The sequence below is a fragment of the Brevundimonas sp. GN22 genome (assembly GCF_054824005.1).
This window is the reverse complement of record NZ_JSYD01000013.1, coordinates 21,603-32,784: the sequence shown is the minus strand read 5'-3', so window position 1 is coordinate 32,784 and position 11,182 is coordinate 21,603. Positions and strand designations below refer to the sequence as shown.

The following is an 11,182-nucleotide window of genomic DNA, read 5'->3' as shown; positions in this document are numbered from 1 at the left end:
CGGTCTTATGCTGGATTTCGGCAAAGGCGGTCAGGCGCTTGTCAAAGCTGGTGGTCAGGGACGACATCTGCTGGCCCAAGTGACCCGCATTGGTGGCAAGCGCTTGCGCCAGTTCCTGACGCTGGGTGGCGGATTTGGAGTCAAACTCCAGACGCATCTGGCCCAGCTCACGGCGCAGTGCGGCCTCCAGCAGATCGGCCAGATCGTCGGACGAGGCGGCTGCCTCCGCCCGCTTCGCTGCCGAAAAGCCGAGGAAGGCCAGCACAGCCGAAGCTGCCGCCAGCACCACCGCTACGCCCAGAAGAATCTCTACCATCATCGACCGACCTCTTAATCCCGTCCGGCCAGTATTGGCTCAGCTTTGCGTCAGATACGGACGCAAGATTTTGATTATGCGGGACGACGCGCCCGCAAAGCCTGCACAATCGTTCCGTCATCCAGCCAGTCTAACTCGCCACCCACGGGGACACCGCGTGCAAGACTGGTGACCTCGACGCCCGCCGCAGCCAGCTTTTCAGACAGATAGTGCGCGGTCGTCTGACCATCGACGGTGGCAGGCAGGGCCAGCACCACTTCGCGAACATCGCCTGCCTTGGCGCGGCCAATCAGTTCGCCAACACGGATCTGGTCAGGGCCAACCCCATCGAGCGCCGACAGCAAGCCGCCCAGCACATGGTATTTGCCACGGAAGGCACCCGAGCGTTCCATCGCCCACAGGGCACCGGCTTCCTCGACCACACAGATCAGGGCATTGTCGCGGCTCTGGTCCGAGCAGATGGCGCAAGGGTTGCGCGTATCGGGCGCAGAACAGACCGAGCAGTTCACGACCTTCTCGGCCGTTTCGGCCATAGAGGCCGCCAGCGGCACTAGCAGTTGCTCGCGCCGCTTGAGCAGGGCCAGCGCAGCACGGCGCGCCGAGCGCGGCCCCATCCCCGGCAACTTGGCCAGAAGGGAGATGAGGCGCTCGATTTCAGGCCCTGCAGTCGCGGCCATCAGAACAGCTTCGGCATGCCCGGAATATTCATTCCGGCCATCGGGCCAGCGGCCTCGCGCATCAGGGCGTTGTTGATCTCGTCCAGCTTGCGCTTGGCATCGGCATGAGCCGCGACGATCAGGTCAGACAGGATTTCACCCTCGCCCGGAGCCATCAGGCTGTCGTCGATTTTCACGCCGGTCACTTCGCCCGGACCTTTAAGGGTCACGGTCACCAGACCACCGCCCGAGGTGCCCTCGGCAGTGGATTCGGCCATCTTGGCTTGGGCCTCTTGCAGTTTTTGCTGCATGGCCTGCGCCTGTTGCATCAGTGCGTTAAGGTCTTTCATACCCTCTAGATAGGGTGTTCCGGCCCTCGCCTCCAGTCCCCAGATGGGCGGAGGGGGGTCCGAAAAACTTTATTCCTACCTCTTGCATCCCGCGATGAACGCGCTATTTGCAACAGCAGTTGTTTTAATTAGCTGATGGAGGCCGCCTTGGCCTATGATAACGCAAACGATCGTAGCCTGCCGGTCGCCGATCAGGTCATCGCCCAACTGTTCACCGAGGCCCGCACCCGCAACGCGTGGAGCGACCGCAAGGTCAGCGAAGAGACCCTGAAGCAGCTTTATGACCTGATGAAGTTCGGCCCGACCGCCGTCAACATGACGCCGGCCCGCCTGATCTTCGTCCAGTCGGATGAAGCCAAGGACCGCCTGATCCCGCTCATGGGCGAAGGCAACCAGGCCAAGACCCGTCAGGCTCCGGTCACCATCATCATCGGCTATGACGTGGACTTCCACGAAACCCTGCCGCAGCTGTTCCCGCACGCACCGGACGCCAAGAACTGGTTCCCGTCCGAAGAGGGCCGCAAGGAAGCCGCCTTCCGTAACTCGTCGCTGCAAGGTGGCTATCTGACCATCGCCGCCCGCGCTCTGGGTCTGGACGTGGGTCCGATGTCGGGCTTTGACGCCGAGGGCGTGAAGAAGGAGTTCTTCCCGGAAGGCAATATCGAGCCGAACTACATCATGAACATCGGCTATGGCACCGACGAAAACCTGTTCCCGCGCTCGCCGCGTCTGGACTTCGATCAGGCTGCCGAGATCCTGTAAGCGGATCGCACACACATAAAGAAAAGGCCGCTCCTCAGGGAGCGGCCTTTTCTGTTCAGTCTTCTTCGACCGGTTCGCCGTCGTCGGGAATTGTCGGCGTCTGGATCGACGGCGCGAGAGTACGGATGTCTTTGATTTCGGCACCGGGGAAGGCGCTCAGCAGGGAGACGATGAACGGGTCCGTCTCGACGGCCACGCGCTGGGCGGCCTTGGCCTTGTTGTGCTTCTCGATCATGGTCTCGCCGCCGCCCTGACCATTGGCAGCGATGAGCCATGTGCGGCCCGTCCATTCCTTCAGTCGTGACGAGAGACGACGGGCTAGATCGAACGGGGCACCATCCACCGGTTCATAGGTGATGGCACCGGGCTTGAAGCTGACGGGACGCACGAAACGTTCGACATCAAGCTGAAGCGTGATCTCGCGCTTTTCGCCGATCAGGGCCACGACCTGCTCGAAGGTCTGCGGATTGGGCAGTTGCGGTGCCTGAACCGGCTGAGGTTGCAGCATGGCCGAAGCCCCGCCGCCACCGCCGCCGCCGCCACCACCGCCAGAGCCGCGGCCACGGGGACCTGCCCCGCCCGGCATCTGGCCGCTCTGGATGGCTTTCAACGCATCTTCCGGCCCCGGAAGGTCGGCCGCATAGGCCAGACGGACGATCGCCATCTCAACCGCATCGGCCGGATTAGGCGCGCGGCGCACCTCTTCCAGCGCCTTCAACAGCATGGACCATGCCCGCGATAGGGTGCCTGCCGAAATGGCTGCGCCCAGCGCCGCCAGCTTTTGCGCCTGATCATTAGGCAGGCGCGTGGCGTTCGGGCCGAGCATCTTGGACACAGAGGCCGCATGGCAGTGCTCCAGAACGTCGTTGGTGACCTGAACCGGATCGGCACCATAGCCATAAAGCGTGCGGAAGTTCTGTAGCGCCTCGGCAGTGCGGCCCGCCATGATGGATTCAAACAGGGCAATCGTCTGGGTGCGGTCAGCCAGACCCAGCATGTCGCGCACGGTCTCGGCGACGACGGTCTCGCCGCGTTCGCCCTGAACCAGCGCCTGATCCAGCAGCGACAGGCCGTCACGCACCGAACCTTCGGCAGCGCGGGCAATCAGGGCCAGCGCCTCTTGCTCGATGCGCATGCCTTCGCGCTCGGCGACGCGGCCAAGGTGGCCCGACAGCACATCCGGTTCCACACGACGCAGGTCGAAACGCTGGCAGCGGGACAGGATGGTGACCGGAACCTTGCGGATTTCCGTGGTGGCGAAGATGAATTTGGCGTGGGGCGGCGGCTCTTCCAGCGTTTTCAGCAGGGCGTTGAACGCCGCTGTCGACAGCATGTGCACTTCGTCGAGCACATAAACCTTGTAGCGGGCCTCGACCGGAGCGTAGCGCACGCTCTCGATCAGCTCGCGGATGTCGCCAACGCCCGTGTTGGAGGCGGCGTCCATCTCGATCACGTCCATATGCTGACCGGACATGATCGCCGCATCGTGGCGGCCATGGGCGGTCAGTTCCAGCGAGGGACGGTCGATGACGTCTGTCTCGTTGTTGAGCGCACGTGCCAGCAGGCGGGCGGTCGTCGTCTTACCCACCCCGCGAACGCCCGTCAGCATGAAGGCGTGGGCGATACGGCCCGTGGCAAAGGCGTTGGTCAGGGTGCGGACCATGGCCTCCTGGCCGATCAGGTCCTCGAAAGTGCGCGGGCGGTATTTGCGCGCCAGCACCGTATAGGCCTCGCCCTCAGCCTCTTGGGCAACGGGGGCGGCAGGCTTTACAGGTTCGGCAGCAGGGGGCGCTGGTGGCGCGGGTGCGGCGGCCGGCTCGGGAGCCGGCTCGGCGGGTGCGCCAAACATGTCGGAGGTATTGGGATCACGCTCTTGCGCCTCCTCTTCGGGGGCGTCCACGTCCCATGGGGGACCATCAAGGTTGTGATCGGTATCGCTCATGCCTCAAGTCATAGCGCGAAGGCGGTGATTTTCGCACCCCCTTCGCGCATGACAAGGTGAGGAATCTTACAGATCGCTCGGCAGCTGGCCGCCGTTGTCGCGGATCTTCTGGATCACCTGCTTGTGCAGCCAGATGTTCATCGAGGCCGTGTCCGACTTGTCGCCGGCGTAGCCCAACTCGTCAGCCAGCTCTTTACGCTCCGAAAGCGAGCTTTCCATGCCGACCAGTTTCATCAGGTCGACGATGGAGGTGCGCCAGTTGAGCTTTTGATCGCGCTGGTCGTTCATGAAGTCCAGAATGCCCGCAACGTCCACGTCCTGAATAGAAGCCGGTTGCGGTGCCACCGCGGCGGCGGTCGGTTCCGGTGCAGGTGCAGGTGCAGCAGCGGTGCCGCTGGCCGGAGCGGCAGCGGGAGCGTCCTTCTTTTTGAAAACGCGGCCCAGAATATTACCGAGAATGCTCATTTCGATTCCCATCCCTTACGGTGATCAAGACAAGGGAAGCGAACGCAGTGGCAGGTCAGTTCCCGACACAACCGCAAAGACGGGTAACAAAAAAGCGCCCTGCCGAGGCTGGACGCTACAAACCCGTATGGGCGCGGACATTTTTAGAGAAAGGTGGAGACCGCACGACCCGAAGGTGAATTCGTTGTGGCTGCTGCCTTCCGGCCCTGACCAGGTTGGCGAAGCCTTCGCCCGCACGATCTCCGAGACGGGATATGACGTGAGATGCCGCGCAAATCAAGGGCCGATGCACCATTCCTGTCGCGGCAATCTCAGCCTATGTAATCAGACATGGTTCTGCAAAACACCTTTTCCGGTAATCCCCTCGACCGCGCAGGGGATCTTCGCAACGACAACGACTGGATGGCCGCGCAGCGTCGCCACCCTCAGGCGACCGCGCTCGTCATGTGGGAAGGTCGACCGCTCGTGGAGCCGCACGGAGACGGCGAGCGACTGGTCTGGTTGTCGTTCGAGCACGCCTGCGATCTGGTCAAGGACCGCGACCTGTTTCTTGGCCTCTGGAAAGACATTCCGGCCTTCGCCATCGAGTTCGAAGGCTCGATCGACCCGACGACGGGTCCGTGCGAGCACATGGGCCGATTTATCGAACTGCGCGAAGCCGCTGCCATTCTGCCCGCAACCGAAGCGGCCATGGCCGGTGAGGCGAAGGGTTTGTTCGACTGGCGTCGACGTCACGGATTCTGCTCGGCCTGCGGTAAACCCTCCGAACAGGCATCTGGAGGATGGCGCCGCGTCTGCCCCGCCTGCGGAACCGAGCATTTTCCCCGCGTCGATCCCGTTGTGATCATGCTGCCCGTCTATAAGGGCAAAGACGAGCCAATCTGCCTATTGGGCCGTCAGCCCCAGTGGCCGAAGGGACGGATGTCGGCCCTCGCCGGTTTCGTGGAGCCTGCCGAATCAGTCGAGGAAGCTTGCGCCCGCGAAGTGAAGGAAGAGGCCGGACTGAATGTCGTCGGCGTCGCCTATCATTCCAGCCAGCCGTGGCCCTTCCCTGCGCAACTGATGCTGGGCCTTATTGCCGAGGTCGATAGCTGTGATGCGGTGCCCGACCATTCGGAACTGGAATCTGTCGTCTGGCTGACGCGGGCCGAAGCCCGAGCGCTGGTGGACGGCAGCCATCCCGAACTGATTTCGCCGCCACCCTTTGCCATTGCCCACCAACTGATCAGCAGTTGGGCTTACAGCGAGGACTAGGGCCTAGCCCTCGATGGCTCGGGCCACAGCACGTGCTGCTTCAAGATCTTCGGCGTTATCGACCGAGACAGGGGCCTCGTCGATGATCCCGGTCCAGATGGTCATGCCCATTTCCAACGCGCGCAACTGCTCCAGCTTTTCGCGCTTCTCCAGCGGAGAAGGCGGTGCGGCGCAGAAGCGGGTCAGGGCCTCACGGCGGTAACCATAGATGCCGATGTGGTGCCAGACGGGCGCATCGCCATACAGCACCGAGCGGGTGAAATAGAGCGCACGACCCGAGCGACCGTCTGCATCCAGAGCGACCACGCCCTTGACCACGTCGGGGTTGGCCCGCTCGCTGGCGTCGGTTTCGGCTGCCACCAACGTCACAATGTCCGCTTCGGGCTGACGCGCCAGAAGATCTGCGCAGATTTTCGACAGATCGGGCGAGGCGAACGGCATATCGCCCTGCACATTGATAACAACATCGTGCAGGCGTTCAGGGTCCAGCAAATCAGCCGCCACGCGGATACGGTCCGATCCGCTCGGAAGCGCCGGATCGGTCAGCACAGCTTCACCGCCAGCGGTCGTTACCGCCTCGACGATTTCAGGATCGCCCGCCGCGACAGCGACCCTAAACCCTGATTTTGCCGCAGCTTCCCAAGCCCTCACGATCATCGGCTTGCCCCCGATGTCCGCCAGCGGTTTGTTCGGCAAACGGGTCGCTGCCAAACGTGCGGGGATCAAAATCAGAGGTGTCATGGCCAGAAAGAAGTCCAGTTTCGCCCGACAATGTCGTCGGACAGGTTGATAAGGTCGCGCTAGCGTGTAAGAGACGCCAACGTAAGGAATACGCCTGAACGCCGCAATGCGGGCGGGGGGCTCATCTAGATACGGGATGCGACGACGCGCATGAGCGGCGATCTGAAGTTCAACAAGATTATGGGCGCGTGCCTGGGCACCGCCTTTGCGATCCTGGTGGTCCAACAGGTTTCGGGCGCGGTGTATCACACCAAGGCTCCGGAAAAGATGGGCTATTTCGTGGACGCTCCGGAAGAGTCCGCAGGCGGCGACGCGCCGGCCCTGCCGATCGACTGGGGTACGGTGCTGCCGACGGCCGATGTGGCTGCCGGTGAAGCTGCCTTTGCCCGCTGCCAGGCTTGCCACACCATCAACTCCGGTGGTGCTGCCGGTATCGGCCCGAACCTGTACGGTGTTCTGGGCGGTCCGGTGATGCACGCCGCTGGCTTCGCCTATTCGGACGCCATGGCCAAGCACAAGGCCGAGGCACCGACCTGGGGCTATGACGAAATCGACAAATTCCTGACTGCACCGGGCCGTTATGTCCCGGGCACGAAGATGTCGTTCGCCGGTATCCGCGACGAAGCCACCCGCATCAACCTGATTGCCTACCTGCGCGCGCAGGGTTCGAGCCTGGGCATCCCGGCTCCGGATCCGGCACGTCAGCCGGGTGCAGAAGCTCCGGCCGAGGGCGAAGCCCCCGCTGAAGGCGCTGCCGCCACCGAGGCTACCGGTGAAGCCGCTCCGGCCGATGCCGCAGCTGCGACCACCCAAGCGGCACCGGTTGCACCGGCCGCCTAAGGCTTAAGGTCACGACCATAATAGAAGGGGCGGCTCTGGATCAGAGCCGCCCCTTTTTCTTGCCCGTAAAATCAGGCGAAACTTTTCAAAAGGCTGAGCGCCGATAAATCGGGGTGCCTAGCCCGGCTTCTGTGGCCTGACGGATCACTTCCGCTATCTCGGCCTCCACCACCTTGCCGCTGTTGGCGCAGGCATGGATGGCATTGCCTTTGCCCGATTCGATTGCGGCGTGGCCCTTGGCAGGGTCTTCGGACGATACCCAGACGATGATGTCGCCAGACTGAACGGCATCGGTAGCACGCCCGACCGCAGCCAAATCAACGGGGCGACGCGGCGCGGCGCGACCGCATGCGAACAGCACCTGTTGGACCAGCCCGACACCATCAACCGTTTCGGCGCGAGCCCCTGCCGCTACCGGCATACCCAGGAAGCCACGGGCCACAGCCACGAGATCAGTGTCGAAATCAGCGATGGCGGTAAGCTCCGCATCGCCCAGATCCGTCTCTGCACCGCTCACCAGTGCATTGAAAGGATAGCGACCGCCGTGTGAGCGCACGCGATAGGCAGGTGTGGCATTACCCGATTTCAGCGCCGTCTCGACGACCCAGCCCACAGCGCCGTCACGACGGCTGCGGCCAAAAGCACGACCACCGCGACGGAAAAGAATCTCGAAATTTTCGCCGTAAATCAGCTGCGACGCCAGGTGGCCGTCTTCAGCTTGGACGTCCGCAACCGGAACGGCGCAGGAGGTCATCTCAGGCACCGCATAGCGCGGTGCCCGCGCCAGACCTTCCAGCGCCTGTTCGGCGAGGTCCGCGCCCATCAGCCGTTCGCCGGGGGGGATAAGTTCTGGAATCAGGGTCAAACGCGCACTCGCGACGGACGCTAAAGGGAATAACGAACGGCTACCCTACACCTGCTTTTCCGAAAGGGATGTTAACGCGGCGAACAACTGTGCCCGCCGCGCCATCATGCCTTAGGCCCCGTAGCGACCGCTCAGATAGTGGAACCACGCCCGCAGCGTCTGGGCCTCGCCCCCCTCAGGGAAACCGGGGCGATTGCGCGGGTTCCACGCAAACACATCCATATGCGCCCACGAACCCGTCGCGGGAGCGAAGTTTTGCAAGAATAGAGCAGCCGTCACCGAACCAGCCTGCGCCCATGCCGCGCTATCGTTACGCAGGTCCGCGATCTCGCTATCCAGTGATGCGCGATAGCCCGACCAGAGCGGCATACGCCACAGCGGATCACTCACAGCGCGGCTGGCTGCCGCGACAGCTTCGGCCAGAGCGTCATCGGCGGTGTAGAGCGGAGGCAACTCCGGCCCCAGCGCCACACGCGCCGCGCCGGTCAGGGTGGCGAAATCAACCGTCAGGTCCGGTTCGTGCTCGCCGGCGCGAGCCAGCACATCGGCAAGGATCAACCGCCCTTCGGCGTCGGTATTGCCGATCTCGATCGTCAGTCCCTTGCGGCTGCTGAGGATATCGCCCGGACGGAAGGCATCGCCGGACACGGCGTTTTCCACCGCGGCCACCAGCACCACCAGACGCACCTTCAAGCTCGACTGCATAACCAGTCGGCCCAGCGACAAGGCATGGGCCGCACCGCCCATATCCTTCTTCATATTGCGCATGCCCGCTGCAGCCTTGAGGTCCAGACCGCCGGTGTCGAACACCACACCCTTGCCCACCAACGCCACCAGAGGCCAGTCGGTCTTGTCGAGGTTCCAGCCGATTTCCAAGACCCGCGGGGCACGGTGCGGGGTCGCCGCACGGCCCACCGCGTGAACGGCAGGATAGTTGTCCTCAAGCAGTTGGTCGCCAATCGTGACCTTCAGCGTCGCGCCGTTTTCCTCGGCAATTTCGCGCGCGATGGTTTCCAGTTGCAGCGGCCCCATGTCCTGCGCGGGGGTATCGACCATCTCACGGGTCAGGTGGCAGGCGGACACGATCCGCTCGATAGCCGCAACGTCGACACCCTCGGGCGCGATCAGCCGCGGGCGCGGCTTGCCCTCGGCGGACTTGTAGCGGTCGAACACATAGCTGCCGACGCCAAAGGCAATCGCTGCCACCTCGGCCTTATCGGACGGAAGGTTGTCTATCTTCCAGTCCCCGTCCGGCAGGCGACCTGCAAGACTGCGAATGGCGGCGGGATCAAAGTCCTTTGCCACGCCAAACAGAGCTTCGGCGACCTCGCCATCGCTGCCCGGAACCAGCAGCAGCTGCCCCGGCTTGCCCTTGAAGCCGTTGACCTTGGCCCAAGTCGCCGCCGCACCGGTAAGCGCGGTTTGGGTATCGACCAGTCGCACCACGCGCGCCTGATCCGTCGGAAGCTGCAAGAAGTCACGGGGTTTGGCAGTCATCGTTGTTCTCTTTCGCCCTTAACGGGCATTAACCTGACCTTAGCGTCGAGGGCCGCAACATCGGGTTACGATCGCTCGGAACACATTCATGTCGCGCACACGCTGCCTTGCTGCAACCTTAAGCTTGACGATCGGACTGCCGATGGCATCCGTCGCTATTGCCCAAAGCGCCCCCTCCGCCGAGGCACCGGCCGTCCGGCTGCCTGCTGATGCGGCCACCCGCGCAGCCTATGACCGCGCTGACGCCCTCAGCCGTTCGGTGTTCTGGAGCAACGAGCACACCCTCAATCCGATGGACCCCGTTGCGGGCGTAAAAATGGCACAGGCCCTGCGCGAAATGGGCCAGTATGACCGTGCTTCCGAAACCGCCGAAGGCGTATTGACCGCCCAGCCGCGCAATATCGAGGCCATGCTCGAGATCGGCCGCGCCCACATCGCGCGAGGACAGGCCTTCTACGGTATTCAGGCGCTGGAGCGTGCCCGTGACGAGGCACCGCGAGACTGGCGACCGCTATCGCTGCTGGGTGTTGCCTATCAGCAGGTGCGCCGCCCTGAGGACGCCAATGCGGCATGGAATGCGGCCCTTGCGATTTCGCCAAACCAGCCCGAAATCCTGTCCAACATCGCTATTGCCCGCATGGGTGCGGGGAACCTCGCCGAAGCCGAACACTATCTGCGCCGTGCAGCCGCCCAGCGAACGGCCTCGTTGCAGGTGAGGCAAAATCTGGCACTGGCACTAGGCCTCCAAGGCAAGACTGCAGAGGCCGAGGCTATCCTGCGCCGAGACGCGCCGCCCGAGGTCGTGGACCAGAACCTCGCATGGCTGGCCCAGCGGACGCAGGAAATGCGCGGTGTGGCAGCTTCGCCTGCGCCTGAAGCCGCCCCCGCATCGACCACCACCCGTAGCTGGGAATCGCTGAACCGCTGATTGGCCGAAACGCTAATGCCGTGCGGCTTCATTTTTGCGGCTTGAGGGCCTATCTAGTTTCTCGTGATCGACGATCTCTACAGCGCCCGTATCCTATCGCTTGCGGCCAACCTGCCGCACGCAGGACGGCTGTCTGCGCCGCAAGGCACCGGGGAAAAGGTGGCAAAGCTTTGCGGCTCGAAAGCCATTGTCGATGTCATCCTTGATGATCAGGGCCACGTCGCCGAGTTCGCACAGGAAGTAAAAGCCTGCGCCTTGGGCCAAGCCGGCGCCGGTGTGGTCGGAGAGGCTGCGATCGGCGCGACCGAGGCCGAGATCGAGGCCGCCCGCGACGCCATGCTGACCATGCTCAAATCCGGCGGCGAAGGTCCCGAGGGCCGTTTCGAAGGCCTGCGCATCTTAAAACAGGTGGCTGACTACCCTGCCCGCCGCGCCTCTTCGATGGTCGCCATCGAGGCGCTGCTGGAGGCTGTGCGCGCGGCGCTGAAACACCACACAGACACACGAACTAACATCGCCGGTGCGGCGTGAGACCTGCGCGGGTTGAAACCCCTTCGGTTAAGGGG

General features: G+C 63.4%; 13 protein-coding genes and 1 other RNA gene. 5 read left to right on the top strand and 9 right to left on the bottom strand.

Going from position 1 to position 11,182, the window contains the following annotated elements; translation table 11 throughout:
* From OB03_RS02325 to OB03_RS02315, 3 genes are all read right to left on the bottom strand, one after another.
* A partial coding sequence (locus tag OB03_RS02325) for a hypothetical protein (protein WP_461343110.1) occupies positions 1-319 on the bottom strand: 319 nt, incomplete at its 3' end.
* 71 nt (positions 320-390) lie between these two features.
* A complete protein-coding gene (recR, locus tag OB03_RS02320) occupies positions 391-993 on the bottom strand; it encodes a recombination mediator RecR (RefSeq protein ID WP_461343109.1) in 603 nt (200 codons plus the stop codon).
* Complete coding sequence (locus tag OB03_RS02315; protein WP_242912910.1) at positions 993-1,322, bottom strand: YbaB/EbfC family nucleoid-associated protein; 330 nt, start codon at positions 1,320-1,322, stop codon at positions 993-995. Before OB03_RS02315 ends, recR begins: the two co-directional genes overlap by 1 nt.
* A gap of 135 nt (positions 1,323-1,457) precedes the next feature.
* Between OB03_RS02315 and OB03_RS02310 the strand changes: the two genes are divergently transcribed.
* The gene (locus tag OB03_RS02310) at positions 1,458-2,084 is read left to right on the top strand and encodes a malonic semialdehyde reductase (protein ID WP_461343108.1); all 627 of its coding nucleotides are present in this window, start codon (positions 1,458-1,460) and stop codon (positions 2,082-2,084) included.
* Between the two features lie 55 nt (positions 2,085-2,139).
* Here OB03_RS02310 and OB03_RS02305 read toward each other — a convergent pair whose 3' ends face one another.
* The 3 genes from OB03_RS02305 to ffs form a co-directional block, all read right to left on the bottom strand.
* Complete coding sequence (locus OB03_RS02305; protein WP_461343107.1) at positions 2,140-4,026, bottom strand: DNA polymerase III subunit gamma/tau; 1,887 nt, start codon at positions 4,024-4,026, stop codon at positions 2,140-2,142.
* Between the two features lie 66 nt (positions 4,027-4,092).
* Positions 4,093-4,491 (bottom strand): DUF3597 domain-containing protein, encoded by a 399-nt coding sequence (locus OB03_RS02300; protein ID WP_461343106.1) that lies wholly within the window; start codon positions 4,489-4,491, stop codon positions 4,093-4,095.
* Positions 4,492-4,641: 150 nt separating this feature from the next.
* An RNA gene (ffs, locus tag OB03_RS02295) (signal recognition particle sRNA small type) lies at positions 4,642-4,737 on the bottom strand.
* Between the two features lie 84 nt (positions 4,738-4,821).
* Here ffs and nudC point away from each other — a divergent pair.
* Positions 4,822-5,745, top strand: coding sequence for an NAD(+) diphosphatase (gene nudC, locus OB03_RS02290; protein WP_461343105.1), 924 nt, complete (start codon positions 4,822-4,824; stop codon positions 5,743-5,745).
* 3 nt (positions 5,746-5,748) lie between these two features.
* Here nudC and OB03_RS02285 read toward each other — a convergent pair whose 3' ends face one another.
* Positions 5,749-6,486: a 3-deoxy-manno-octulosonate cytidylyltransferase gene (locus OB03_RS02285; protein WP_461343104.1), complete on the bottom strand. Its 738-nt coding sequence runs from the start codon at positions 6,484-6,486 to the stop codon at positions 5,749-5,751.
* Positions 6,487-6,636: 150 nt separating this feature from the next.
* Between OB03_RS02285 and OB03_RS02280 the strand changes: the two genes are divergently transcribed.
* Complete coding sequence (locus tag OB03_RS02280; protein ID WP_242912900.1) at positions 6,637-7,326, top strand: c-type cytochrome; 690 nt, start codon at positions 6,637-6,639, stop codon at positions 7,324-7,326.
* An 85-nt stretch (positions 7,327-7,411) separates the two neighbouring features.
* Here OB03_RS02280 and OB03_RS02275 read toward each other — a convergent pair whose 3' ends face one another.
* Positions 7,412-8,149, bottom strand: a complete 738-nt coding sequence (locus tag OB03_RS02275; protein WP_461343103.1) for an NlpC/P60 family protein — start codon at positions 8,147-8,149, stop codon at positions 7,412-7,414.
* Between the two features lie 153 nt (positions 8,150-8,302).
* Positions 8,303-9,688 (bottom strand): leucyl aminopeptidase family protein, encoded by a 1,386-nt coding sequence (locus OB03_RS02270; RefSeq protein WP_461343102.1) that lies wholly within the window; start codon positions 9,686-9,688, stop codon positions 8,303-8,305.
* Between the two features lie 142 nt (positions 9,689-9,830).
* On the opposite strand from OB03_RS02270, the gene OB03_RS02265 reads away from it, so the two are divergent.
* Both OB03_RS02265 and OB03_RS02260 read left to right on the top strand, forming a co-directional pair.
* The gene (locus OB03_RS02265) at positions 9,831-10,616 is read left to right on the top strand and encodes a tetratricopeptide repeat protein (RefSeq protein WP_461343101.1); all 786 of its coding nucleotides are present in this window, start codon (positions 9,831-9,833) and stop codon (positions 10,614-10,616) included.
* 63 nt (positions 10,617-10,679) lie between these two features.
* Positions 10,680-11,147, top strand: coding sequence for an iron-sulfur cluster assembly scaffold protein (locus OB03_RS02260; protein ID WP_461343100.1), 468 nt, complete (start codon positions 10,680-10,682; stop codon positions 11,145-11,147).
* Positions 11,148-11,182 lie beyond the last annotated feature (35 nt).